The following is a 25,028-nucleotide window of genomic DNA, read 5'->3' as shown; positions in this document are numbered from 1 at the left end:
TTGTCTCGCGCTTCGGGCGGCGCGCCCGTGATCGCGGTGACGGGCATGGCGTTCGAGGCGAAGATCGCGCGCGGACGCGGCGTCGATGTCGTTTTCGCCGCGCGCGCCGACTGGCTCGAGCGCGCGCTCTCGGACGCCATCGCGCGAGGCTGCGCGGGGATCGTCAGCTTCGGGACGGCGGGCGGGCTTGCGCCGGATCTCGAACCGGGCGCGCTGATCGTGGCGCAGAGCGTGTCCGGTCCGCTCGGCACCTTCGCAACCGACGCCGCGTGGTCCGCGCGCATCGTCGATGCGCTCGCCGGCACGCCGGTGGCGCGACAGCTTCGGCGCGGGACGCTCGCGAGCGTCGGCGCGCCGGTCATGAGCGAGGCCGACAAGCGTTCGCTGCATTCGTCGACGGGCGCGCTCGCCGTCGATATGGAATCGCACATCGCGGGCGCCATCGCGACGGCGCGCGGCCTGCCGTTCGCGGTGTGCCGCGCGGTCGTCGATCCGGCGTGGCGCACGCTGCCGCCCGCCGCGACAGCCGGCTTGCGCGACGACGGCACCACGGCCATCGGCCCGATTCTGCGGGAACTCGCGCGGCAGCCGTCGCAGATCGGCGCATTGTTGCGCCTCGCCGGCGATGCCCGCGCCGCCCGCGCGACGCTTGTTCAGGCGCGTCACGCGCTGGAGAAGGCGCGGGCTTTGTCTTTCGGCTGATTTCGCGCGTGGTCTTTCGGTAGCGTCTGGGAAAACGCTTCGACGGATAGAGCGGGGCGGCATATGGACGCTGGACACGGTGCGCGAAAAGACCCGACTCCGGCGAAACGAAGCACTTTTGAAAAATGGCCGAGACCGGCTGCGGGCGCGACCGGCGCTGATCCAGCAAAACCCGCGCGACGGTCAAAACGGGCCGCATCGCATGCAACGAAAATGCTTTCGCCAAGGCGAACGCAGCGGTAACAACGTATCTTCTTCGCTCGATCTGTGGCGCGCCGCGACTGATAACGGCGCCGGCGGATAGATTCAATCTACTTCCGCAATAAGCCTTTCTTGCACCCGATGAAGCGGTCAAGCGAATGCCAGATTCTCTTTGGGACTCGTCGGAGCACTTCGACGCATACGCCGTGAAAACACTCAGTCTCTTTGCAAAAGCGTTAGGGAGCGTCTGCACAATGCGTTTCGAGGCGCATGCGACAGGCGTGGACGAAGACTCGTTGTAAACAGTATGCGTTGGAGCTCCACTTTCCCTCGCGCAAGCCTGTCGATTGCTGAATTAGGTCACCACGTCGATGCGGTTAAGAGGTTGTGACTTTTAGCAAGGACATGAAGGCCACGTTCATCTGGCGGCCTCTCTACGAGTGGCGTAGCGCGTTGCGCATCATCCATAGATTGCCCAACGCAAACAACGTAGTGATTTGAGCGGTATTCTTCGCCAGCCCCCGGTATCGCGTCTTCGTGTAGCCAAATTGTCGTTTGAGTATTCGGAAAGGATGCTCAACCTTCGCCCGAATACCAGCCTTCAGCCTTTCAATCTTGTCGTATATCGCGTCGACAGGGTCGTCTAGATTCAGTTTCCTGCGCTTGCTGGGCCGCATTGCAACGTGCCATCGGGCCGAACCCGCTTGCTCACGCTTTTCGATGCCCTGGTATGCGGCGTCGGCATAAACACTCGTCTCCTCCCCGTGCAACAACGCATGTGCCACATTGATGTCGTGCACGTTAGCTGCCGTGCCGATGACCGTGTGAACCAAGCCTGATTCTGCGTCCACGCCCACGTGGGCTTTCATGCCGAAGTACCAGTTGCGGCCTTTCTGAGTCGACTGCATCTCGGGATCGCGTGTGCCCGAGCCGTTCTTGGTCGAGCTGGGCGCCGCGACCAACGTGGCATCGACGGCCGATCCCGCCTTGAGCATCAATCCCTTGTCGCGCAATATCTCATTGACCACCGCCAGGATTTGCGCAGCGATCCCATGTGCTTCGAGCAGGTGCCTAAACCGCAGGATGGTCGTTTCATCCGGGAGGCGGGTCATCGCGCCGTCGAGACCCGCGAACTCCCGATACAGCGGCACATCGTAGAGGGCCTCTTCCATCGCTGGATCCGACAGACTAAACCATTGTTGCAGGAAGTGAATATGCAACATCGTCGCGATTGGAAAAGGAGGACGTCCGGCTTTGCCCTTTGGATAGTGCGGCTCGATCAACTCGATCAATCTTGACCATGGCACCACTCGTCTCATCTCGTCCAAAAACTCCCGCTTACGCGTTCGCTTGGTCGAAAGGTTCAAACCGAGATGAAGTTGCGTCATCACAATGCCTCCATGTCTGTAACGTCAATAGTAGCATTCCTAATCGATGCCATGACAGGGTTACGCAGAGTTTCCTTAGCGTCCGCGGCTCTTGCAAAATCGTTTTCACGCCCGCAAACATCGTTATGGCTAATGAGTCGATCGCGTTCTTTCTCTAGCCGATTGACGAGATAGTCGCCCGCAGAGCGGCCTGCTTCGCGCGATTGCAGAACCCATGCCAGTAGACGAACTTCCGGTGTTCGACCGTGCCGCGATTAATCTTGCGCAATGAGACAACGTACTCTTCAATAAAGCTTGCATGCGAATCATTGGTACTGCAGATCGAGAAGGCATTGATTCTTTGCCGGTTTTAACCGATCGATCGATTAGTTCGCACATCTTGAGGAGCTGGAAATGTCGCACGTCCGTTCCATCCGTTTCGCGTCGGACAAGCTATTGCCGTTGACTCTTCTGCGATACGCATTGGGCATGAGCGCTTGCGTCATTGGAGCGAACGGCTACTGCGCGGGACCGCTTCCTCAGGGCGGAAAGTTCATCGCCGGCGCCGGGACGATGCAGCCGATGGGCAACACGCTGGAGGTACGCCAGTCGTCGCCGCGAGCCGTCATTGACTGGCGCAGCTTCTCGATCGGCGACGGGAATCGCGTGGATATACAGAACGGCGCGGGAGCCACGCTTGGGCGGGTGAGCGGTGCGCAACGCTCCGTCATAGACGGCAGGCTCGATGCAACAGGTAGCTTCTACTTGATTAATCCGCAGGGCGTGCTGATCGGGCGCAGCGGCGTCGTCGATACCGGGGGGCGCTTCGTCGCGTCGGCGCTCGACATCGACAGCAATGCGTTCATGGCGGGCGGCCCGCTGACCGCCAAAGGCTCCGCGCAGGGCCGCGTGATCAATCTCGGGCGGATCGGCTCGCAGACCGGAGACGTGTTCCTTATTTCGCGCGACGCCGCCGTCAATGCAGGTTCGATCGACGCACCGCGCGGTACTGTCGAACTCGCGACGGGGAGCGTGTTGTTGCTCAAGGATTCGACCACCACCGCGCAGGTGTTCGTGATGGCGGGAAGCGCAGGGAAGGTTATCGACAAGGGCGCTATCCGTGCGGCGCAAATCAGCTTGCAAGCGGCGGATGGCAACGTGTACGCGCTGGCCGGACGGCACGGCGAACTTCGCGCGACGGGGACGGCCACGCGCGACGGACACGTGTGGCTCGTCGCGCAGCAAGGATCGGTCGCGGCGCACGACCGGATCGACGCGCGCGATGCGGACGGCAGCGGCGGCACGGTCGACATGCAGGCGAAAGCGCTCGATGTCAACGGCGTCATCGTCGATGCCGAGCGTTGGAATCTGACCGCGCCGCAGTTCACGTTGAATTCGGCCGCGACATCCGCGCTGGCAGCGAACCTGTCGCGAGGCACATCGATCGACGTGACGACGACCGGCCCGACTGCCGACATAGCGCTGCAGTCCACGCTGGCCTGGCGCGGCGACGCGTCGCTCACGATCGATGCGGGGCGAAGCGTCCTCATCGGTTCCCACGTGACGCTGAGTAACGTCGGCTCGGGCAATCTCACCTTGCGCGCCGATGCCGCCGGCGCGGGCAATGGAGGGGGCTTCGTCAATCAGGGCGCAATCGACTGGTCGAAGAGTCTGGGCAACGTGTCTATTCTTCGGGACATGAATGGAAAATATCTGTCGGGGACATTATCGAGTAATCCTGAATGGCAGGCCGCGGCGTTCAGTGGATTGAAGTCGCAGATCACCGCTTATCGTCTCGTGAACTCGTTTCAGGATCTGCTGAAAGTGGCGAGCGACATGGGCGGGGTCTATGCCCTCGGCAGAGATATCGATGCCGGATCGAGCATCACTGCGCTCGGTCTTTCGACTCGAACATCCTTTACCGGCGAGTTCGATGGCATGGGCCACGCGATTAATAATCTGAAAGTGTACGAGTCCGATAACACGTCCGTTGGTACAACGACCGATTACGCGGGACTTTTCGCGGTCATCGGCAAGACAGGCGTCGTTCGTAACCTGAACGTCGAAAAGGGTGAAGTCGTAACGATGTTCTCGCCCTCTGGCATCCTCGCGGGCCGTAACGACGGTCTTGTAACCCATGTCCATACATCCGGGAACGTTAGTACCGGCGATAGCTTTTCTGGCTCGGGCGGCGGTCTCGTTGCGGTCAACAACGGCACCATCGAGCGGTCGGGCAGTTCGGCGGAAGTGGGGTCATCGGGCGTGCTTGGCGGGCTGGTTGCAGAGAATCACGGCTACGTCATTCAGTCGTATGCGACGGGTTCGGCGGGAGGCGGCACTCACTCCGGCGGAGGTGGGCTGGTTGGCGCGAACTACGGCGTCATCACCCAGTCGTATGCGACCGGGACGGGCGGCGGGCTCAGCGGCGGCGGTCTCGTGGGGGATAACTACGGCAGCGTGAGCGAATCGTTCGCAAAGGGTCGCGAAACCCTGGTGCCATATCCGGGCGGGCTCATTGGATACAACTCCGGCTTTGTCGCGAGCAATGTCTTCTGGGACAAGCAAACGTCGGGCGTGTCAGTGGGAGCCGACGGCGGGACGCCGATTCCCGCCCAGAACGGTCTGACAACTGCGCAGATGTCGATGGCGTCGAGCTTCGGCCCTTCGTGGAGCTTCGGAGCGAACGGGACATGGGTCTTGCCGCCGGGCGCGACGCATCCGCAGTTGCGCTGGCAACTCGAGCATTGACGTTCGGCTGGTGGGTAGATGTATCGGAAGCCATCGGACATGAGCGACCCGCGCCGACGTTTTAATCGCTGCGCTCATCAATCTGCCCGATCGATGTTTCGGAGACCCCGCCGCGCCGCTTGCTGAAGAAGCGGGCGAGGTCGACGCCGAAGCGCGGACTGGCACTAGACGCCTGCGTTGATCTCGGCCGCCAAACCCTCGACATCCGGCGACACTTTCCCGTAGCAAACCATCGCGACATCGAGCGGATGATCTTGTACGCAACGCAATGCGCGCCGCACGGCCCGAATGATCCATTCGCGCTCGTTGCCGAACGCACCTCCGCCGACCGTCGTCAGAAACACCTTCGAATTGCCCGTCCGCCGATGATTGATCACGGCGGCCAGCAGCGCCGCCTCATAACTAGCTTCCAGAACCAGCGACGCAAACGGCGCCCAATCAGGACTAGGCGGGTTGTACGCAACCGGCAAGGCAGAGCACAAGGCTTGCGTCACGCGTTGGCCGGGCGGCGCGCCGTCCGCGGTGACCTCCGTGTCGCTATGCACGCCGATACGCAGCCGCTTGCGCAGTGCATCGCGTCCGGGTTCGTCGAGGCTTCGAATGCGCTGGCCGATCGCCTGCACGGTCCGCGGGTCCAGCAGCGCGTACCCGTTCTGCATCCGGATGCCGGGAACGCCTAGCGCCCGGTCGAGATCGTGCAATGCGTTGATCTGCCTGTCGCCGGTTTGCCCGTGCCGGCCATCGACGGGCGCAAGGTAGTTGCGGAAGACCGTGGCGGGCGCACAGGCCATCGCGCAGGCCGGCCCTTGCGTGAAGTCGTTCCGATACCGCGTGATGCCGTCCTCCGGTGCGACGCCGGGACCGACCATCTCGAGCAGATTGAACTGACTGGCGACCTGAATCAATGCGCCGTGGGCTTCGGGCCATGTATGAAGCGCATAGGCATCGGCGACGACGGTGCGCAGCGTAAGCCGCGTTCCGTCGGGCTTTGAAAGCGCCGCGACCTGCGCGCGAAGCTCGTCCAGACTGGGGACGCTCAGCGATCCGACATGAAACCGTCTTGGCGGATCGCTATCGGTCACCAAGTGCTCCGATTCGACACGGAAACGCTTTTGCGTCTCTTCATAAGTCGATTCGTTGAAGCCGAAAACTTGCTTGAACCACGTCATGCTCGTTTCTCTCTTTGACATGTCGAAGGGGACGTCACGGGGCGCGATGCCGGCGAGTTTCGCATGAGTTTCGAATATTCGAGTTCGTGCGCTGTTGCGCATTCGACAGCCGTGCGCAGTCCAGCAGACATTCGCGCGATGGCGCCGCCAACGCTTCGACCGGATGCACTCGTGTTCGGTCGAGGCGTCGATGAATTACAGCAGCGAGAGGAGTCTGCGGCATCGCAGAGACATGCTTTGTCCCGGTCCGCCGATAAGTTGATGCGCGTCGACGCCACCATGAAACGGATATGTCCAGAGACTTTCGTCTTTCCAAATCGAAAATCATGGCGCGAACTCATGCGCGTCTCGCCCGCGAGCGAGCATATCTTCAGAATGGGCATCTGTTCGGCGAATGCGCCCGTCCGCTCATGGGAGAAGGCGAACCGGTCGGGCACGTGCCCGACATGACAAGGGCGCTTGCCGAAACGCGAATCGCGCTGGAGCGCGCGTCGGCGGGAGGGTCGATGGTTTATGAAGCCGCTTTTTCCTATCGGAATGTGGTGGCGCGTGCGGATGGATTTGCGACCTGCGCCGACGGCTGGCACATGACGGAGGCGAAGGCGGCGAGTGCCATCAAGGACTACTCCTATCAGGATTGCGCCATTCAGGTCTGAGTCACCGAGGGCGCGGGTTATCCGGTTCGCAAAGTGACGCTGGCGTGCATCGACAGCCGTTTCGTCGATCCGGGCGACGGCGACTACGGCGGATTGCTCCGATATATCGAAATTACGGAGCAGGTCGCGCGCAGAAGAGCGGCGGTCGGTGGCAATCGTCGAAAACCTGCGCGCGGTGCTTCGCGCACGAGGAAACCGCGGAAGCAGCGCACTAAATACAACGGGCGCCGAGGCGCCCGTTGTCATTCTCACCGCATCCCCGCTTTACTTCTTCTCGCCGGGATCGTCGTACTGCGGCAGGCCTTGCGCCTTGCTCGAACTCGGCGATGGCGATGGCGATGGCGATGGCGACGGCGCGCTCTGCGTCTCGCCCGCGCCCGGAGCCGGCGATTTCGGTCCGATGCCGCCCGCCGGCGACGCCGCCGCGCCCGGATCGACGTAGTTCGGCAAACCCTGCTCCTCACTGCCGCCGCGCGGCGCGCTCGCACCTTCCGGCGCGCTCGCGCCTTCGTCGCCGTAATCCGGCAGCGTGGCCGAGCTGCCGCCGCCCGTCAGCAGATACTGGCGGCGCTGCGTGTAGGCGTCGCGCACGAACGCGTATTTGTCGAGCGCGGCTTGAGAGAGCAGGTCGGTTGCGCCGAGCAGGTCCGCGCGCGCGCTCACGAAATTCACGCCATAGAGCGGCCAGCGAATCTCGGAATCCGCATAGCTGACAGGATTCACACGCCAGTCGACGAGCCATGTCGTCGAGTCGCGCACCGAACTCGGACCGAGCAGCGGCAGCACGACATACGGGCCGGACGGCACGCCATAGTGCCCGAGCGTGAGACCGAAGTCCTGATGATGCTTCGGCAAGCCCGCCGGCGATGCAATGTCGATGAGACCGCCGATGCCGAACACCGAGTTCATCGCGATACGCATCAAGTCCTGCGTCGCGTCGGTGATCTTCAGTTGCAGCAGGTTGTTCGCGAAGTTGCTGAAATCGCCCAGATTCGAGAAGAAGTTGCTGACCGCCGTGCGGAACGGGCTCGGCGTCCAGTCGACATAGAACTGCGCGACGGGCCGCGCGACGTAGGTGTCCAGCCCGTCGTTGAACTTGAAGATCGTCCGGTTCATGGGTTCCAGCGGATCGCGCGGATTGCGGTCCGGACCGGTCGCGCAACCGGCTGTCAGGAGCGCGCCCGCGATGGCGAGCGTCGTCGCCATCTTGCGCAGCGGGGCAGCGGCGCTCGCCGCTGAAGCCATTGTCATTCTTCAATTCCTCTTAGATTGTCGTGCCGCGCGCTCGCGCGCAGCTTCGCGCGCTCGGCCGCGCGCACCTTGCGCGGCTTGCCCATCAGCACCGGCTGGAACACCACGGCGCCGATCAGCGTGCAAAAGAGCGACAACGCGAGAAGCCGTCCCATGCTGGATGTGCCCGGATGATGCGAGAACCAGAGGCTGCCGAAAGCCGTCGCCGTCGTTGCCGCGCTGAACATCACGGCGTGCGTGAGGCTCGATTGCAGAAGCCGCGTCTGTCCCGAGCGCCACGCCATCACGAAGTAAATCTTGAACGCGACGCCGACGCCCAGCATCAGCGGCAGCGCGATGATGTTCGCGAAATTGAGCGGCATGCGGAAGAGCACGCACAGCTCCAGCGTCACGATGGCCGAAACGAGCAACGGTACCAAAGTTCGCAAAACGTCGCCGAAACGGCGGAGCGCGAGCCACAGCAGCACCGTGATCGCGATGAGCGAATACAGCGCGGCGTGCTCGAAAGCCTGGATGATGACCTCGGCGGAGTGGCGCACCGAAATCGGCCCGCCGATTGCGTTCGGCTCGGCGTGCTGCACGGCGTCGGCGAAGCGCGCGAGCAGGTTGTCGTCGTTCGGATCGACGCCCGGCGGCGCTTTCGGCGACACGTTGACGAGCGCCTGCCCGTTCGCGGCGAGCCACGGCTGCACCATCGCGGGCGGCAGTGTCGCGCGCGTGATTTCGGCGGGCTGCAAAAGCGCGCGCAGTTGCGCAAGCGCGAGGCGCAACGGCTCGGCCATCGCGTGTTCGGCGCGGTCGCGCGCGGCGGCATCGGCGGCGGCGAGCTTCGCGAGCGTCTGCGACAGATGCTTCGCTTGCTCCGCGCCCGCGCCGGGATGCTCGTCGGCGGCAAGCGATAGCTGATTCGACACGCGCTTCAACGTCGCGACGCGGACCTCGTCCGTCACCGGCGAGGCGACCGGCTGATCGAGCGCGGGCAACAGTTGATCGGCGGCGGCCTTGATGAGTTCGAGCTTCTTCGGCTGATCGGCGGGGATCAGCGAGGAAAGCGTCGTCGCGCGCTCCACTTCCGGCAGCGCGTCGAGCTTGGCCGCGATGCGGTCGGCATCTGCAAGCGACGGCGCGAGCACGGCGACATCGTTCACGGCGGCTTCCGGCGAATCCTCGAGCGAGATGAGCGTCGCCATCGACTCCGTGTGCGGGTCCTTCAGATGCAGCGGGTTGAAGTCGAAGCGCAGATGAAAGAGCAGCGGCAGCGCGCCGATCACCACGACGAGCGTGCCGATCAGCACCGGCTTGCGATGCCGGTCGAGGAATTCATCGACGGGCGCGAGCACCGGGAAGCCGGGCGCCTTCGCCTCGCCGGGCGGCGCGAACGCTTTGATGAGCGCGGGCAAGAGCGTCATGTTGGTCACATAGGCGACGAACATGCCGACGCCCGCGATCAACCCCAGCTCCGACACGCCGCGATACGCGGTAGGCAGGAACGAGAAGAAGCTCGCGGCCGTCGCGGTGGCGGCGAGCGTGAGCGGCACGGCCACATGCCGCGCGGTTTCCGCGAGCGATACGTCGAGCCGCTTGTGCCGATGCCGCTCCTCGCGATACTTCACGCCGAACTGAATGCCGAAGTCGACGCCGAGGCCCACGAACAGCACCATGAACGCGACCGAGATCATGTTGAGCGCGTGAACCATCATGAGGCCGAGCGCGGCGGTGATCGAAAGCCCGACGAAGAGCGTGATGAAGACCGCGAGAATCATGCGCTTCGAGCGCAGCGCGACCCAGAGAATCATCAGCACGACGAGAAACGTGAGCACGCCGTTGAGCACCGCGCCGTCCTGCACGGAGGCGAACTCTTCGTCGGCGAGCGGTTGCGCGCCTGTGAGATGCAGACTCGCGCCGTATTTCTTGTCGAGCTGGAGCTTCGCGGCCACCGCGCGGATCTCGTCGGATGTGCCCGCCGCCGCCTTCAGCGCGTTGAAGTTCAGTTCCGGCAACACGGTGACGAACGCGCGGCCCGGCCCGTTGCCGCTGCCCGAATCCGCGACGTCGCGCCACGAGAACGCCGCCGGCTGATTGGCGAGCACGCGGTCGAGCACGGTCGCGCTTTTGCCGAGCAGACTAGCCGTCTGGCCGAGATTGACCTGACCGAGCATCAACGGCACATTGAGCGTCGTGTTGAGCGTCTGCGCAAGGCCGGTCAACGTCGGGTCGTGCGCGAGCGTGTTGATGAGCGGCCGCGCCTGCACGAGCTGCTTCGTGATCTGATCGACCTTCTGCGTCGGCAGATAGAGCAAGCCGTTGTGCGCGAAGAACGCGCCGCCTTCGGGCTGGGAAACCGCTTTGAAGCGGTCCGGCTCCTTCGCGAGCGCGGCGGCGAGTTCGCTCGCGGCGGCATCGGCGAATTCGGGCGCAGCCGCTTCGACGACGATCAGAAGCGTCATGCCGCGCTGCGGAAACGCGCGGTCGATCGCCTCGCTGCGCGCGGCCCATTCGGGCTCGGTTTCGATCAACTGGCTGACATCGGTACTGATCTTGAAGTGATGAACGACATAAATGGTGGAGAGGACGCCGAGCAGAATCGAAACGGCGATAATCCACGCCGGCCTGCGGATGGCAAGTGTGACGAAGCGGGTAATGTTGGACGTCAGCATGAAGACGCTACCTGTGTGTCCTGTTATTTTCGCGAACCGCATGAAGCGGGCCGCGTGATGCGCGCTGCCGGGTCCGTGCGCGAGCTTTCGCTGCGCCTGGCTGAACCGCGAGTCCAACGACGAGGGCAAATGCCGCGCAAGTATACCGGTCGGGGCCGCCGTGAACTGTCAGCCCGCTGGCGTGTCGATATACTGGCTCGATGGCCTGACGAGTCCGCGCCAACAATTGCACATTAGAGAACGGGTGCCATGAAACGCTATCTGTCTGTCTGCTTCGCTTTCCTCTTCGCCACGCTGTCGTTTTCCGGCGCGGCCCTTGCACAAACCAGTCCCGACGCGGTGGTCAAAAGCGCAGTCGAAGGCACGGTCGACGCAATGAAGGCCGACCCGCAAGCGCGCGGCGGCGACATGGCGAAGATCTCCCAGCTCGTGCAAACGCGCTTTCTGCCGGCCACCGACTTCCAGCGCACGACGCGCATCGCGCTCGGCAAGGCGTGGGCCAGCGCCACGCCCGAGCAGCAGAAGCAGCTTTACGACCAGTTCCAGACGCTGCTCGTGCGGACGTATGCCGCTTCGCTTGCGCAATTGCGCGACCAGGACGTGAAGTTTCGCTTCGATGCGCCGAATGTCGATGCCAGCGCGAAAGACGCGGTGGTCGAATCGCACGTCATCTCGACGGGCGGCGACAATCCCGTGCGCTACCGGCTCGGCAAGACCGCGCAAGGCTGGAAAATCTACGACATCGACATGATGGGCGCGTGGCTCATCCAGGTCTACCAGCAACAGTTCGCCGGCCAGCTTCAGAAGGGCGGCGTGGACGGACTCATCAAGTATCTGTCCGAGCACAACGCGCGCTCGGCCGGCTGAACCTGATTCAACCGCGCCGGTTTTCCACGGCGAACTTGATCAGTTCCGCCTGGCCGTCGATGGACAGCTTGCGCTTGAGGTTCAGCCGGTGCGTTTCCACCGTGCGGACGGAAAGCCCGTGCTGCTGCGCGATCTGCTTGCTCGACAAGCCCCGCGCGAGCGCATCGAGCACGTCGCGTTCGCGCGGCGTCAGGCGTTCCACCGGCGTTTGCATGGCGCGCGCCTGGATCATGCGGGCGGCCAGCCCCGCGCTGAAGAAGGTCTTGCCGGCGAGCACGGCGTCGATCGCGTGGATTATCTCGGCGGCGGGCGAATCCTTCAGCACATAGCCGCTCGCGCCCGCGCGCACGGCTTGCGTCACGTATTCGATGTTGTCGTGCATCGAGAGCATTAGCACGCGGATCGCCGGAAAGCGCTCGTGAAAGTGCGCCGCCAGCTCGATCCCGCTCATGCCCGCCATTCCCACATCCATCAGCACGAGATCGGGCCGGTTCGCTTCGTCGGCGGCGAGCGCGAGCGCTTCCGTGCCGTTGCCGGCTTCGCCCGTCACGCGTAAATGCGGCACCGCTTCCAGGCGCGCGCGCAGGCCGTCGCGCACCAGCGGATGATCGTCGACGAGAACGATTCGGGCGGGATCAGAGATCATCGGACAGTCCTTGCAGATTGGGCGCGCGAGCGGCAGCGGCACGGTCGCGGCGATGACCGTGCGCCCGAGTTCCGAGTGAATGGCGAGCGTGCCGCCGAGCGCGTCGAGCCGCTCGCGCATATTGCGCAGGCCGAGGCCGCTCGCGGGGTCGGAGAGTACGGCATGCGCGTCGAAGCCGCGGCCGTTGTCGCTGACGACGAGGCTGACCGCATTCGGCGCGATATCGATGCCGAGCGTCGCGCGGGCCGCGTTCGCGTGGCGCGCGATGTTGTTCAGCGCTTCCTGCGCGATGCGAAAGAGCACCGTGTTGACCGGATCGGGAAGCGCAGCCGCCTTTGCGCTCGCGGTCGATTCGAACCGCACGTCGATCCCGTTCTGGCCGTCGAGTTCGCGCGCGAGTTGCTCGAGCGCGGCGGCGAGGCCCAAGTCGTCGAGCATCGCGGGGCGCAGCGCGTGAGAAATGCGGCGCACTTCGCGCAGCGTTCCCGCGAGCCGTCCGAGTCCCGTGGACAACGCGGCTTCGGCAGCCGGTTCGCGCGCGGGCGAACGTTCGAAGCGCGCGAGCGCCGATTCCAGCAGCAGCTTCACCGACACTAGCATCTGGCTGATGCCGTCGTGCAATTCGCGCGAGAGCCGCGCACGCTCGTGCTCCTGCGATTCCACGACTTGCCGCGCGAGCCGCTTGAGCTTCGCGTCCGCGCTGCGATGCTCGCTGATATTGAGCACCGCGCCGCACACCGCGATGACCGCGAGCGCCGCGAGCGCGATGCCGCCGATCCACATCACCGTGCGGTCGATGTTCGCGGCCGCCTGATCGTCGATGCGCGCGAGCGCCGTCTCCACGTCTTCCAGATAGATGCCGGTGCCGATCATCCAGCCCCAGCGTGCGAGCGGCATCACGTAGCCGAGCTTCGGCGCGAGCTGGCCGGTGGACGGCCGCTGCCACACGTAACGCACGTAACCGCCGCCACGCGATGCCTCGCGAATGAGCTGCTGGATGGTGAGCGCGCCGGCGGGATCGCGCATCGTCCAGAGATCGCGGCCGACGAGATCCGGCTGGCGCGGATGCATCAGCGACTTGCCGCGCATCGTGTAGACGAAAAAGTAACCGTCGGGGCGGAAATCCAGGCGATGTAGCGCGTCGAGCGCGAGTTGCTGGCGCTCGCTTTCGCTGCGGGAATCGTTCGGCAGTGCGTCGTAATACGGTGCGACGGCGCTTTGCGCCAGTTCGACGTAATGCCGCAGCTCGATTTCCTTGCTCGACATGTACGCCGCCTGCAGCGTCGCGTGCTGCGCGTGCGCGAGGGTGGTCGCCTGCTGACGCACGCCGTATTCGATGCCGCCGATCGCGACGGCGAACGGCACGATCGCCAGCAGAAAGATCTTGGCTTTGAGCTTCATTACGCTGGAACGCTTGATGCTCTACGTAGTTCCACGTAGAGCGCGTAAGTAGTTGTCCGGTTGTGACGCGCCGGACGAAGGCGAATACTACACGCCCAAGGCGCTCCACGGCTCATGCCGCGTGGGCGACTATCGAAGGGCTACCAAAAAAAGGAGACACCATGAATCGGGCTTCCGGATTCCTGGTCTGGATTGCGCTCGCGCTCTTGGGCGCGTTCGCATTCGGCACCATCGCGCTCGCGCACGGCGAGCGTATCAGCGCACTCTGGATCGTCATCGCGGCGGTCTGCACTTATCTCATCGCTTACCGCTTCTACTCGCGCTTCATCGCGGGAACCGTGCTGCAACTCGACGGCCTGCGCATGACGCCCGCCGTGCGTCACAACGACGGCCTCGACTACGTGCCGACCAACAAGTACGTGCTCTTCGGCCATCACTTCGCGGCGATCGCGGGCGCGGGTCCGCTCGTCGGCCCGGTGCTCGCCGCGCAGATGGGCTACACGCCCGGCATGCTGTGGATTCTCGCGGGCGTCGTGTTCGCGGGCGCGGTGCAGGATTTCGTCGTGCTCTTCATCTCGACACGGCGCGACGGCCGCTCGCTCGGCGATCTCATCAAGATGGAACTCGGCACCGTGCCCGGCGTGATTGCGCTGTTCGGCACGTTTCTCATCATGGTGATCATTCTCGCGGTGCTCGCGCTGATCGTCGTGAAGGCGCTGACGAATTCGCCGTGGGGCACGTTCACGGTCGCCGCGACGATTCCGATCGCGCTCTTCATGGGCGTGTACACGCGCTTCATCCGTCCGGGGCGCATCGGCGAAGTGTCGATCATCGGCTTCGTTCTGCTGATGCTCGCTATCTCGTTCGGCGGACAAGTCGCGGCATCGCCGGCCATCGCGCCGTTCTTCACCTTCACGGGCGTCCAACTGACGTGGATTCTGATCGGCTATGGCTTCGTCGCCTCGGTGTTGCCGGTGTGGCTGCTGCTCGCGCCGCGCGATTACCTTTCGACGTTCCTCAAGATCGGCACGATTCTCGGCCTCGCGATCGGCATTCTGATCGTCGCGCCGGAACTGAAGATGCCCGCGTTCACGAAGTTCGTCGACGGCTCCGGCCCGGTTTGGGCGGGCAATCTGTTCCCGTTCCTCTTCATCACGATCGCGTGCGGCGCGGTGTCGGGCTTCCACGCGCTGATCTCGTCGGGCACGACGCCCAAGATGATCGACAACGAAGTGAACATGCGCTTCATCGGCTACGGCGCGATGCTGATGGAATCGTTCGTCGCGATCATGGCGCTCGTCGCCGCGTGCGTGATCGAGCCGGGCGTCTACTTCGCGATGAACAGCCCCGCCGCGCTGCTCGGCACCACGCCCGATGCCATCGCGCAGACGGTGACGTCGTGGGGCTTCACGCTCACGCCCGACATGCTGACGTCGACGGCGAAGGCCGTCGGCGAAACGACGATCGTCGCGCGTGCGGGCGGCGCGCCGACGCTCGCGGTCGGGATGGCGGAGATTTTGCATCGCGTGATCGGCGGCCCGGCGATGATGGCGTTCTGGTATCACTTCGCCATTCTCTTCGAAGCGCTCTTCATCCTGACCGCCGTCGACGCGGGCACGCGCGCCGGCCGCTTCATGCTGCAGGACCTGCTCGGCACGTTCCATCCGGCGCTGCGCCGCACGGAATCGCTGCCGGCGAATCTCGTCGCGACGGGCCTGTGTGTGGCGGCGTGGGGCTACTTCCTGTATCAGGGCGTGGTCGATCCGTTCGGCGGCATCAATACGCTGTGGCCGCTCTTCGGCATTTCGAACCAGATGCTCGCCGGCATCGCGCTGATGCTCGGCACCGTGGTCCTCTTCAAGATGAAGCGCGAGCGCTTCGCCTGGGTGACGGTGGTGCCGACGGTGTGGCTGCTCATCTGCACGTTGACGGCGGGCTGGCAGAAGATTTTCGACGCCAGTCCGAAGGTCGGCTTCCTCTCGCATGCCGCGCGACTGCGCGACGCCTACGACGCGGGCAAGGTGATGGCGCCGGCGAAATCGCTGCCGGAAATGCAGCGGATCATCTTCAACGATTACGTCGACGCGGCGCTTTCCGGGCTCTTCATCTTCGTCGTGGTGAGCATCGCGGTGTACGGCGTGCTGTCGGTGCTGCGCGCGCGTCGCGAGGCGCGTCCGACCGTGAGCGAAACCCCGTTCGAACCGTTGCCCGCTGGCGCGGGCGCGACGGTTCGCGCGGGCCACTGATCGGTTCGCACAACCAGGGAGCCGCCATGTTCAGCGATCTTCGGCAAGCGGGACGCTATCTCGGCCAGGCGATGCGTCTGATGGTCGGCATGCCTGACTACGATGCCTACGTCACGCACATGCAGACGACGCATCCGGACAAGCCAGTGCTGACGTATGCGGAATTTTTCCGCGAACGTCAGGAAGCGCGGTACGGGTCGGGAGCGGGAAAGTGTTGTTGATCTGATGCGGCTCGATGGCAATCCGAAAACGCGACGGTGACGATCCGTCGCGTTTTTTTATTGCCGCGCGCGGGAGGTGTCCGTTTTGCCTAATCTGTTCGGACGAGGCTAAAATGACTACTTTAATGTGACCACAGGGCGTTATCATGGCTGCGAAGCGAGTGTCGAAATCCGAGTTCAAGGCGAAGGCGCTTGAATACTTTCGGCTCGTGGAATCGACAGGAGAACATATGATCGTGACAGACCATGGAAAGCCCGTGCTGGAAGTGCGGCGGTATGACAGTACAGCCACGCCGCTCGAGGAGTTGCGAGGCAGCGTGTTGTTTTACGAGGACCCGCTGGAGCCGGTGGGGTTGGAGGATTGGGAGGCGCTCAAATGATCGTGCTGGACACGCACGCGCTCGTGTGGTGGATCGGCGGGGGCGCGCTCGGCAAGGAGGCTCGCGCTGCCATCGAGCACGAGTCGGCGACGGACGGGGAAATCCTCGTTTCGACGATCACCGCGTGGGAGATCGCGCTGCTCGTCAGGCGAGGCAAGCTCGCGCTGGCTATGGACGTCGGCGACTGGATCGACAAGGTGGGCCGGATCAACGGTGTGCGATTCGTGCCGGTGGACCGACGCATTGCCGTCCAGTCGGTCGATCTGCCGGGCGAACTTCACGACGATCCCGCGGATCGCTTCATCGTCGCGACGGCGCGTTCCCTCAGCGCCCCGCTCGTCACGAAGGACAGAAACATCCGCGCCTACGAGCACGTCAGAACCATCTGGTAGCCAAAACGAAAAAGGACGGATGACCGCACGGCCATCCGCCCTTCGACTCCATCCGCGCTGCCGCCGCGTTAGTGCGCCGCAGCCGCCGTCTTCGCGCCCTTGTTCTTCTTCGCGCGCCCGATCTCTTCCAGCTTGATCTCGACGTGCTTCGAGAACACGTATTCAGCCGGACGCTGCTTGTCGATCGGCAGTTCCTTGGCATACGCGCCTTCGGTGCGCGGTCCGCGCAGCGACACGCCGAGCGCCTTCAACGGATGCGCGACGGTGTCCATCACGGCGGTCGCCTCGAAGCCGCTGTGCACCATGCAGTCCGCGCACTTTTCGTAGTTGCCGGTGCCGTACTTGTCCCAGTCGGTGGTTTCCATCAGCTCCTTGAAGGTCTTCGCGTAGCCTTCGCCGAGCAGATAGCACGGACGCTGCCAGCCGAACACCGTGCGCGCCGGGTTGCCCCACGGCGTGCACTGGTACGTCTGGTTGCCGGCGAGAAAGTCGAGGAACATCGCCGACTGGCTGAACGACCAGTTCTTGCCGTTATTGCCGCGCTTGAAGATTTCGCGGAAGAGCGTCTTCGTCTTGTCGCGGTTCAGGAAGTGCTGCTGGTCCGGCGCGCGCTCGTAGGCGTAGCCCGGCGAGACGGTGATGCCGTCCACGCCCATCGGGCCGAGCGTGTCGAAGAACTTCGCGACGCGTTCCGGGTTCGCATCGTTGAACAGCGTGCAGTTGATGTTGACGCGAAACCCGCGGCGCTTCGCCTCGCGGATCGCTTTCGTCGCCTTGTCGTACACGCCGCCTTGCGAAACGGAATGGTCGTGCATGGCTTGATCGCCGTCGAGGTGAACGGACCAGACGAAATACGGGCTCGGCTGGTAATCGTCCATCTTCTTTTCCATCAGGAGCGCGTTCGTGCAGAGATACACGAACTTCTTGCGCTCGATGATGCCCTTGACGATCTGCGGCATTTCCTTGTGCAGAAGCGGCTCGCCGCCCGCGATCGACACGACGGGCGCGCCGCACTCGTCGACGGCGCCGAGGCATTCTTCCAGCGACAGGCGCTGGTTGAGAATCGGGTCCGGATAGTCGATCTTGCCGCAGCCGTTACACGCGAGATTGCAGCGGAACAGCGGTTCGAGCATCAGCGCGAGCGGATAGCGCTTGTTGCGCGTCAGGTGCTGCTTGAAGATGTAGGCGCCAACGCGGGCCTTCTGGAGCATCGGGATAGACAATTGCGTCCTCTCCTTATTCTTCGCGAATCGCCGCTGCCGTGGCCGGCATTGCGGCGAGCGGTTGCAGCAGTTTCGCGGGAAGTTTGAATTCGACCTTTTCCTCGCGGCCGTTCATCGTCGTGACTTCGACGTGCCCGAATGCGCGCAGGGCATCGATCACATGTTCGACCATTTCTTCGGGCGCCGAAGCGCCGGCCGTGATGCCGACCGTCTGCGCATGCGCAAACCATTCGGCCTGGATCTCCGAACCGTCCGCGACGAGGTAGCTCGGCACGCCGCTTTCGGCGCCGATCTCCCGCAGGCGGTTCGAATTGGAACTGTTGGTTGCGCCGACCACGAGCAGCACGTCCACTTGCGACGACAACTCGCGCACGGCGGCCTGCCGGTTCTGCGTTGCGTAGCAGATGTCCCGCGTGTCCGGGCCGACGATATCGGTGAAACGGCGCTGCAACGCGTCGATGATGCCGCGCGTGTCGTCGACGGAAAGCGTCGTCTGCGTCACGTAAGCGACCGGCGTATCCGGCGCGAGCGCCATCGTCTCGACTTCGGCCTCGCTTTGCACGAGCACGACCTGGCCGGGAATCTGCCCGACGGTGCCTTCCACTTCCGGATGTCCCGCGTGGCCGATCAGAATCAGCGTGCGGCCCTGCGCGACATACTGCCGGCCCTGAACATGAACCTTCGTGACGAGCGGGCAGGTTGCGTCGAGAACGTCGAGGCCGCGCGCGTCGGCATCGCGCTCGATGCTTTGCGCCACGCCGTGCGCGCTGAAAATGGCGACTGCCCCGTGCGGCACTTCGTCGAGCTCTTCGACAAAACGTGCGCCCTTGCCACGCAAGTTGTCGACGACGTGCCGGTTATGAACGATCTCATGCCGCACATAGACCGGTGCGCCATGCCGTTCGAGCGCCCGATCGACGATTTCGATCGCACGGACCACGCCCGCACAAAAACCGCGGGGTTGAGCAAGGATGATACGCATGTTCGAACGAACTCCGACTGGCGCGGGTTTCGGATAATCGGGCGCGCAATTCACGCTTTGGTTGACGAAAGACCGCATACGCAATGCCCGGAAAGCGCGTCAAAGCGGACCGGCGGACGGTCAGGTAATTTCGTCTGTGCGCCGGAGTTGACCGCGTATTCTAACGCGTTCCCTTTTTGAGCGCTTGCCGCCAGGCGCCTCCCGGCGTCGGGGCGGCGAAGCGGCCGGCAAAAAACGCCGATCGGCCAAAGCCATTAAACTGTCGGACTCTCGCGAGCGGTCACCGCGTTCGCGTCGTCGCCACGCGTCTTTCCGGCTCGACGCATCCCCGTTTTCCAAACCGAGCGCTCAGGCGCTGCTTCACGCTAATCGTCCATTCATGCTACTGATCGCCTGGCTGTCTTTCGTCATCTGGATCGTGCTGCTGTTCGCGCGCGGCGGCTTCTGGCGCGCGCAGCCTGCGCCGGCGCTGTCGGCTGCCACCGTGCATGCGGTCGGCAACGCGGAGATCGCGCGACGCGGCGCGTGGCCCGCGCTCGTCGCCGTGGTGCCGGCGCGCAACGAGGCGGACGTCATCGGGCGCGCGGTCGGATCGCTGCTGAAACAGGACTATGCGGGCGCGTTCCACGTCGTCGTCGTCGACGATCACAGCACCGACGGCACCACCGCCGCCGCGCTCGCCGCTGCGCGCGAACTCGGACTCGAAGACCGCCTGACCGTGCTGACCGGCAAGCCGCTGCCGCCGGGATGGTCGGGCAAGGTCTGGGCGCAGTCGCAGGGCGTCAACGCGATCGACTCGCTCGGTCTGCCCGCCGAATTCCTTTTGTTGACCGACGCGGACATCTACCATCCAGCCGATGCCGCGACGCAACTCGTCGCGCGCACCATTCTGGAAGACCGCGATCTCGTCTCGCTGATGGTGCGCCTGCGCTGCGATTCGCCGTGGGAGAAGGCGCTGATTCCCGCGTTCGTGTTTTTCTTTGCGAAGTTGTACCCGTTCGCGTGGGTCAACGACGCGCGCAAGACGACGGCCGGCGCGGCGGGCGGCTGCATGCTCGTGCGCCGCTCGGCGCTGGCGGAGGCGGGCGGCATCGAATCGATTCGCGGCGAACTCATCGACGATTGCAGTCTCGCGCAGCGCATCAAGCATCGCTCGGGACGCAATGGCGCGCGCCCGATTCGCCTCGACCTCGCGCAGAGCAGCGAATCGCTGCGTCCGTACGACGACTGGCGCGAGATCTGGAACATGATCGCGCGCACGGCGTTCACGCAATTGCGCTACTCGCCGCTGCTGCTCGCGGGCACGGTGCTCGGAATGGTGCTGATCTATCTGGTGCCGCCCGTCTTCGCGCTGACGTGGGGGGCGCGCGCGTGGCCCGCGTGCGCCGCCTGGGCGATGATGTGCGTCGCCTACGGCCCGATGCTGCGGTACTACCGGCGTTCGTTGCTGTGGGCGCCGCTGCTGCCGCTCGTCGCGCTGTTCTATGTATCGGCGACGATCGGCTCGGCTGTGCGTTACTGGAGCGGCAAGGGCGGGCAGTGGAAGGCGCGCGTTCAGGCGCCGACGCAGGAAGGATCGTAAGCGGCGCGGCGCGGCGCTCGTTCGGCGTTAGCGGCGCGTGAGCATGGCGTACAACTCGACGACCATGTCCGGCGAAAAGGTGAACGGCACCCAGCCGTGACCCGTGTGGCGCATGATGAGCAGGCGGTCGCCGTTGGCGTGCTTCTGCACCGCCATGACGGGATTCTTCGTCGCGGCGAAGCGCCAGCCGGGCGCGACGCCCATCGGCTGCTCGGCGGACATCGACGCCCGCACGTTCGCCAATTCTTCGATCAACTCGGATACGCCTTCGGGGTTCAACAGCACCGACTTGCCGCCGATCGTCATCTCGATCGTGTCGCGCTCGGGCCTCGACACCGTCAGCGTGGGCGGCGTCTCGGACTGCGCTTCGACAGCGGGCGCGGGCGGCGCGGCTTCGGCGCTGTCTTGTGCGCTGTCGTGCGCGCTTTGTTCCGCGCGGCTCGGCAGCGGCGCGGGGGCTTCATCGGCGGATTCCGTGGCGGGAGCGGCGGCGGCCTGGAGGAGCGTATCGAGGCTCGACTCCAGCGCGCCGAGCTGGTCATGTAGATTCATGCGATTTGTATGTCTTGCGAAGCTGGCAGCGAGGCAACGATTTTACCCGCTCCCTTACGCGCGAGCCGGCACAGCTTGTAACCAATTGCTTTCGAGCGACGAGGCGCACGGCGCGAATGCCGTGTCCCCTATGACGTCACGCCATGCAAAAGCCGTGACGGGAGACAAACGCGCGGCGCCCTCCGAAGCGATTCCGAATGGCGCCGCAGCGACCGGAACGCGGACCGTGCGGCCCGCGCCCCGTACAGCCTTACTTCGACTGCGCCTGTGCGAGCGCGGCGTTGAGCGTCTGGCTCGGACGCATCACGGCTGCGAGCTTCGCGTCTTCCGGCTTGTAATAGCCGCCGATATCCGCTTCGCTGCCCTGCACGACGGTCAGTTCCTCGATGATCTTCTGCTCGTTCTCCGCCAGGCTCTTCGCGAGCGGCGCGAAGAACGTGGCGAGTTCGCGGTCTTCCGACTGGTTAGCCAATTCCTGCGCCCAGTACATCGCGAGGTAGAACTGGCTGCCGCGATTGTCGAGCTGGCCGGTCTTCGGCGACGGTCCCTTGTTGTTGTCGAGCAGCTTGCCGGTGGCCGCATCCAGCGCCTTCGCGACGAGCTTCGCGCGCGCGTTGTTGCTCTTGATGCCGAGCTCTTCCAGCGACACAGCCAGCGCGAGGAATTCGCCGAGCGAATCCCAGCGCAGGTGGTTTTCCTGCACGAGTTGCTGGACGTGCTTCGGCGCGGAGCCGCCCGCGCCCGTTTCGTACAAGCCGCCGCCCGCCATCAGCGGAACGATGGACAGCATCTTCGCGCTGGTGCCGAGTTCCATGATCGGGAAGAGGTCGGTCAGGTAGTCGCGCAGGATGTTGCCGGTCGCCGAGATGGTGTCCAGGCCGCGAATGACGCGCTCGAGCGTGTAACGCATTGCGCGCACCTGCGACATGATCTGGATGTCGAGCCCTTGCGTGTCGTGATCCTTCAGGTACGTTTCGACCTTCTTGATCAGTTCGTTCTCGTGCGGACGATACGGGTCGAGCCAGAACACCGCCGGCATGCCCGAGTTGCGCACGCGCGTGACGGCGAGCTTCACCCAGTCGCGGATCGGCGCGTCCTTCACGAGACACATGCGCCAGATGTCGCCCTGTTCGACCTGCTGCGTGAGCGCTTCGATGACTTCGTTCGTCGCGTTATCGACGATGCGCGCCGTGCCGTCCTGCGGAATCTCGAAGGTCTTGTCGTGCGAGCCGTATTCTTCGGCCTTCTGCGCCATCAGGCCGACGTTCGGCACCGTGCCCATCGTGCGCGGATCGAATGCGCCGTTCGTCTTGCAGAAGTTGATGATTTCCTGATAGATGCGCGCGAACGTGCTTTCCGGAATCAGGCACTTCGTGTCTTGCGGACGGCCATCGGCGCCCCACATCTTGCCGCCGGCGCGAATCATCGCAGGCATCGATGCATCGACGATCACGTCGTTCGGCGCGTGCAGGTTCGAGATGCCCTTGGCGGAATCGACCATGGCGAGCGCCGGGCGATGTTCGTGGCACGCGTGCATGTCGCGGATGACTTCGTCGCGCTGCGATTCCGGCAGCGCCTCGATCTTCGAGTACAGATCGACGAGACCGTTGTTCACGTTCACGCCGAGTTCCTCGAAGAGCTTCGCGTGCTTCGCGAACGCTTCCTTATAGAACACCTTCACGGCGTGGCCGAAGACGATCGGGTGCGAAACCTTCATCATGGTCGCCTTGACGTGCAGCGACAGCATGACGCCGGTCTTGCGCGCGTCTTCCATCTGGTCTTCGTAGAACGCGACGAGCGCCTTCTTGCTCATGAACATGCTGTCGACGATCTCGCCATCCTGCAGCTTGACCTTCGGCTTGAGCACGATGGTTTCGCCGCTCTTCGTGACCAGTTCCATGCGGACTTCGCGCGCTTTGTCGTTCGTGATGGACTTCTCGCCGTGATAGAAGTCGCCGTGCTTCATGTGCGCGACGTGCGTGCGCGACGCCATGCTCCATTCGGCCATGCTGTGCGGATGCTTCTTCGCGTAGTTCTTGACGGCGAGCGGCGCGCGGCGGTCCGAATTGCCTTCGCGCAGAACCGGGTTCACCGCGCTGCCGAGGCACTTCGAGTAACGCTGCGCGATGGCCTTTTCTTCGTCGTTCTTCGGCTCTTCCGGGAAGTTGGGCACGTTGTAGCCCTTGCCCTGCAACTCCTTGATCGCGGCGACGAGCTGCGGCACCGACGCGCTGATGTTCGGCAGCTTGATGATGTTCGTGTCGGGCAGCTGCGTGAGACGGCCGAGTTCGGCGAGGTTGTCGGGAACGCGTTGCGCTTCGGCCAGAAACTCGGGGAATTCGCCGAGGATACGGCCCGCGAGCGAGATGTCGCTGGTTTCCACATTGACGCCGGCCGGCGTGGTGAACGTGCGGATGATCGGCAGAAAGGCGCTGGTTGCGAGCAGCGGAGCTTCGTCGGTCAGGGTGTAGATGATGGTGGGTTGCTGGTTACTCATCGCTTGTCTCGACATCCAGAAACGGGTTGAAAAAAACCAGAAAAGACCGCCGGCTGCTGTGGACACGCAACATGGTTGCTCGCGCCTTCCGGCATCAATCCGCTATTTTGCCTGATTTCGGGCGCGGCGCGTGCGAAAGCGCGCTCGCCGCCGGCGAGAAAACGACGCTTTTTTCTGCAATATCAGGTACTTAATATTTTTTAGGTCTTATAGAAGACTTAGGTGTCAGCGGGCGAGATAGCCGTTCTCCCGGAACCAGTCGAGCGCATCGCGCAATCCTTCGCGGTACGGCCGCGCGCGATAACCCAGTTCGCGCTCCGCGCGCGCCGACGTGAAATACATCTTGTTCTTCGACATGCGCAGGCCGTCGACGGTGACGAACGGTTCCTTGCCGCTCACCTTGGCGTACATTTCCGCGCCGATCGCGAGCGGATACAGCGGGCCGCGCGGCAGCGTGATCGTCGGCGGTTTACGGCCCACGAGCCCGGCGATGTCCGCAAGCATCTGCTGCAAGGGCAGATTCTCGCCGCCCAGAATGTAGCGCTCGCCGATTTCGCCGCGCTCCAGCGCGAGAAAGTGGCCGTTCGCGACATCGTCCACGTGGACGAGGTTCAGGCCCGTATCGACGAAAGCGGGAATCTTGCCTGTCGCCGCCTCCACGATGATGCGCCCGGTCGGCGTCGGGCGCACGTCGCGCGGACCGATCGGCGTCGACGGATTGACGATCACCGCCGGCAGCGCGTCGTTCGCGACCATGCGTTCCACCGCGCGCTCGGCGAGCACCTTGCTGCGCTTGTACGCGCCGATCGTGCTCGCGGCGTCGGACGGCTTTGTTTCGTCGGCGATCGCGCCGGAACTGTTCACCTTGAGCGTCGCGACGCTGCTCGTATAGACGATGCGCTCGACGCCTTCCGCGAGCGCCGCGCGCATGGTCGCTTCCGTGCCCTGCAGATTCGCGCGTTCGATCTCGCCCGGATCGGGCGCCCAGATGCGATAGTCGGCGGCGACGTGAAAGAGAAAGCGCACGCCCTTCAGCGCGGCGCGCATCGACGCTTCGTCGCGCATGTCGCCGACGACGATTTCGGCATCGAGCGACTCCACGTTCTTGCGCGGACTCGTCGCGCGCACGAGCACGCGCACGTCGAAACCGCGTTCGATGGCGAGCCGCGCAACCGCGGACCCGACGAAACCCGAGGCGCCGGTGACGAGCACGCGGGAGCCGGAAAAGTCAGTCATTATTACCTCGTGAAAAACCGCTTCCGCGCGACCGTTCGTAACTAGTTCCGCG

20 protein-coding genes and 2 pseudogenes are annotated in these 25,028 nt (G+C 64.0%); 10 read left to right on the top strand and 12 right to left on the bottom strand.

The genetic code is table 11. From position 1 onward, the window contains the following. Window positions 1-45: 45 nt before the first annotated feature. Window positions 46-702, top strand: coding sequence for a phosphorylase (locus LDZ27_RS20390; RefSeq protein WP_244817276.1), 657 nt, complete (start codon window positions 46-48; stop codon window positions 700-702). Between the two features lie 635 nt (window positions 703-1,337). On the opposite strand, the gene LDZ27_RS20385 is transcribed toward LDZ27_RS20390, so the two are convergent. Beyond that, window positions 1,338-2,291: an IS5 family transposase gene (locus tag LDZ27_RS20385; protein WP_244816423.1), complete on the bottom strand. Its 954-nt coding sequence runs from the start codon at window positions 2,289-2,291 to the stop codon at window positions 1,338-1,340. A 393-nt stretch (window positions 2,292-2,684) separates the two neighbouring features. On the opposite strand from LDZ27_RS20385, the gene LDZ27_RS20380 reads away from it, so the two are divergent. Then, window positions 2,685-5,018, top strand: a complete 2,334-nt coding sequence (locus LDZ27_RS20380) for a filamentous hemagglutinin N-terminal domain-containing protein (RefSeq protein WP_244816662.1) — start codon at window positions 2,685-2,687, stop codon at window positions 5,016-5,018. Window positions 5,019-5,182: 164 nt separating this feature from the next. Here the strand turns inward: LDZ27_RS20380 and LDZ27_RS20375 are convergent, their stop codons facing one another. Then, complete coding sequence (locus LDZ27_RS20375; RefSeq protein WP_244816661.1) at window positions 5,183-6,187, bottom strand: hypothetical protein; 1,005 nt, start codon at window positions 6,185-6,187, stop codon at window positions 5,183-5,185. A gap of 290 nt (window positions 6,188-6,477) precedes the next feature. On the opposite strand from LDZ27_RS20375, the gene LDZ27_RS20370 reads away from it, so the two are divergent. Further along, entirely contained in the window at window positions 6,478-6,843 is a 366-nt protein-coding gene (locus LDZ27_RS20370) for a hypothetical protein (RefSeq protein ID WP_244816660.1), read from the top strand. A gap of 264 nt (window positions 6,844-7,107) precedes the next feature. Here LDZ27_RS20370 and LDZ27_RS20365 read toward each other — a convergent pair whose 3' ends face one another. Both LDZ27_RS20365 and LDZ27_RS20360 read right to left on the bottom strand, forming a co-directional pair. Beyond that, the gene (locus LDZ27_RS20365) at window positions 7,108-8,094 is read right to left on the bottom strand and encodes a VacJ family lipoprotein (RefSeq protein WP_244816659.1); all 987 of its coding nucleotides are present in this window, start codon (window positions 8,092-8,094) and stop codon (window positions 7,108-7,110) included. Continuing rightward, the gene (locus tag LDZ27_RS20360) at window positions 8,091-10,751 is read right to left on the bottom strand and encodes an MMPL family transporter (RefSeq protein WP_244816658.1); all 2,661 of its coding nucleotides are present in this window, start codon (window positions 10,749-10,751) and stop codon (window positions 8,091-8,093) included. Before LDZ27_RS20360 ends, LDZ27_RS20365 begins: the two co-directional genes overlap by 4 nt. Before the next feature lie 249 nt (window positions 10,752-11,000). On the opposite strand from LDZ27_RS20360, the gene LDZ27_RS20355 reads away from it, so the two are divergent. Continuing rightward, the gene (locus LDZ27_RS20355) at window positions 11,001-11,618 is read left to right on the top strand and encodes a phospholipid-binding protein MlaC (protein WP_244816657.1); all 618 of its coding nucleotides are present in this window, start codon (window positions 11,001-11,003) and stop codon (window positions 11,616-11,618) included. 7 nt (window positions 11,619-11,625) lie between these two features. On the opposite strand, the gene LDZ27_RS29055 is transcribed toward LDZ27_RS20355, so the two are convergent. The 3 genes and pseudogenes from LDZ27_RS29055 to LDZ27_RS20345 all read right to left on the bottom strand — a co-directional run. After that, window positions 11,626-11,832: a LuxR C-terminal-related transcriptional regulator gene (locus tag LDZ27_RS29055; protein ID WP_370653447.1), complete on the bottom strand. Its 207-nt coding sequence runs from the start codon at window positions 11,830-11,832 to the stop codon at window positions 11,626-11,628. Window positions 11,833-11,961: 129 nt separating this feature from the next. After that, window positions 11,962-12,183 (bottom strand): annotated as a pseudogene (locus tag LDZ27_RS29050) (response regulator transcription factor); the annotation flags it as partial. Between the two features lie 105 nt (window positions 12,184-12,288). Further along, a pseudogene (locus LDZ27_RS20345) lies at window positions 12,289-13,665 on the bottom strand (cache domain-containing protein); the annotation flags it as partial. A 161-nt stretch (window positions 13,666-13,826) separates the two neighbouring features. Between LDZ27_RS20345 and LDZ27_RS20340 the strand changes: the two are divergent. The 4 genes from LDZ27_RS20340 (at window position 13,827) to LDZ27_RS20325 (ending at window position 16,904) form a co-directional block, all read left to right on the top strand. Further along, window positions 13,827-15,911, top strand: a complete 2,085-nt coding sequence (locus tag LDZ27_RS20340) for a carbon starvation CstA family protein (protein WP_244816656.1) — start codon at window positions 13,827-13,829, stop codon at window positions 15,909-15,911. Between the two features lie 26 nt (window positions 15,912-15,937). Then, window positions 15,938-16,132 carry a YbdD/YjiX family protein gene (locus tag LDZ27_RS20335; protein WP_244816655.1) on the top strand — a complete coding sequence of 65 codons (195 nt, stop codon included), beginning with the start codon at window positions 15,938-15,940 and terminating at the stop codon, window positions 16,130-16,132. 146 nt (window positions 16,133-16,278) lie between these two features. Continuing rightward, window positions 16,279-16,512, top strand: coding sequence for a type II toxin-antitoxin system Phd/YefM family antitoxin (locus LDZ27_RS20330; protein WP_244816654.1), 234 nt, complete (start codon window positions 16,279-16,281; stop codon window positions 16,510-16,512). Next, on the top strand, window positions 16,509-16,904 hold the full coding sequence (locus tag LDZ27_RS20325; protein ID WP_244816653.1) for a type II toxin-antitoxin system VapC family toxin: 396 nt from the start codon (window positions 16,509-16,511) through the stop codon (window positions 16,902-16,904). The genes LDZ27_RS20330 and LDZ27_RS20325 overlap by 4 nt, the downstream gene beginning before the upstream one ends. 68 nt (window positions 16,905-16,972) lie before the next feature. Here the strand turns inward: LDZ27_RS20325 and hpnH are convergent, their stop codons facing one another. Next, window positions 16,973-18,127 carry an adenosyl-hopene transferase HpnH gene (gene hpnH / locus LDZ27_RS20320; protein ID WP_244816652.1) on the bottom strand — a complete coding sequence of 385 codons (1,155 nt, stop codon included), beginning with the start codon at window positions 18,125-18,127 and terminating at the stop codon, window positions 16,973-16,975. 13 nt (window positions 18,128-18,140) lie between these two features. Next, the gene (gene ispH, locus LDZ27_RS20315) at window positions 18,141-19,109 is read right to left on the bottom strand and encodes a 4-hydroxy-3-methylbut-2-enyl diphosphate reductase (RefSeq protein WP_244816651.1); all 969 of its coding nucleotides are present in this window, start codon (window positions 19,107-19,109) and stop codon (window positions 18,141-18,143) included. Window positions 19,110-19,488: 379 nt separating this feature from the next. Between ispH and LDZ27_RS20310 the strand changes: the two genes are divergently transcribed. Then, window positions 19,489-20,691 (top strand): glycosyltransferase, encoded by a 1,203-nt coding sequence (locus LDZ27_RS20310; protein ID WP_244816650.1) that lies wholly within the window; start codon window positions 19,489-19,491, stop codon window positions 20,689-20,691. A 27-nt stretch (window positions 20,692-20,718) separates the two neighbouring features. On the opposite strand, the gene LDZ27_RS20305 is transcribed toward LDZ27_RS20310, so the two are convergent. Next, the gene (locus tag LDZ27_RS20305; protein ID WP_244816649.1) at window positions 20,719-21,243 is read right to left on the bottom strand and encodes a hypothetical protein; all 525 of its coding nucleotides are present in this window, start codon (window positions 21,241-21,243) and stop codon (window positions 20,719-20,721) included. Window positions 21,244-21,493: 250 nt separating this feature from the next. Next, window positions 21,494-23,740: an NADP-dependent isocitrate dehydrogenase gene (locus LDZ27_RS20300; protein ID WP_244816648.1), complete on the bottom strand. Its 2,247-nt coding sequence runs from the start codon at window positions 23,738-23,740 to the stop codon at window positions 21,494-21,496. 26 nt (window positions 23,741-23,766) lie between these two features. Between LDZ27_RS20300 and LDZ27_RS20295 the strand changes: the two genes are divergently transcribed. Then, a complete protein-coding gene (locus LDZ27_RS20295) occupies window positions 23,767-23,934 on the top strand; it encodes a hypothetical protein (RefSeq protein ID WP_244816647.1) in 168 nt (55 codons plus the stop codon). Window positions 23,935-23,965: 31 nt separating this feature from the next. Here LDZ27_RS20295 and hpnA read toward each other — a convergent pair whose 3' ends face one another. After that, on the bottom strand, window positions 23,966-24,976 hold the full coding sequence (gene hpnA / locus LDZ27_RS20290) for a hopanoid-associated sugar epimerase (RefSeq protein WP_244816646.1): 1,011 nt from the start codon (window positions 24,974-24,976) through the stop codon (window positions 23,966-23,968). Window positions 24,977-25,028 lie beyond the last annotated feature (52 nt).

The organism is Caballeronia sp. Lep1P3 (assembly GCF_022879595.1).
Lineage (GTDB): Bacteria > Pseudomonadota > Gammaproteobacteria > Burkholderiales > Burkholderiaceae > Caballeronia.
This window is presented reverse-complemented; position numbering and strand designations above follow the sequence as displayed.